1 protein-coding gene is annotated in these 435 nt (G+C 63.7%); it reads left to right on the top strand.

Translation table 11 applies throughout. The annotated features are described in order from the left end of the window. The coding region (locus tag AB4Z32_RS27740; protein ID WP_442125021.1) for a THUMP domain-containing class I SAM-dependent RNA methyltransferase at nucleotides 1-435 on the top strand (435 nt) is incomplete at both ends.

A 435-nucleotide genomic window follows, 5' to 3' on the forward strand; every position in this document is an offset into this window, starting at 1 on the left:
AACCGGACATGCGCATTGTCGGCTTCCTCGACCAGCGCCAGTTCATCATTTATCTGGACACCTCGGGCGAAGCGCTGTTCAAGCGCGGCTGGCGCAGCGAAACGGGCGACGCGCCGCTGCGCGAAAACCTGGCGGCCGGCCTGCTGCGCGTGGCGGGCTGGAAACCGGGCATGCCGCTGTTCGACCCGATGTGCGGTTCCGGCACCATCCTGTGCGAAGCGGCGCAGATGGTGCAGGGCATCCCGCCCGGTGCACGGCGCCGCTTTGCATTCGAGAAGTTCTATGATTTCGATCCACAGCCATGGGAAGAGATGAAGGCGGCCATCAAGCCGCGTCCTCTGCCGACTGAGCCAACCATTTTCGGTTCCGATATTTCGGGCGATATGGTGGCGATGGCGCGCCACAACCTGAAGAGCGCGGGCATCCTGTTCGACG

The sequence above is a fragment of the Massilia sp. 2TAF26 genome (assembly GCF_052115005.1).
In the GTDB taxonomy this organism is placed as follows: domain Bacteria; phylum Pseudomonadota; class Gammaproteobacteria; order Burkholderiales; family Burkholderiaceae_D; genus Telluria.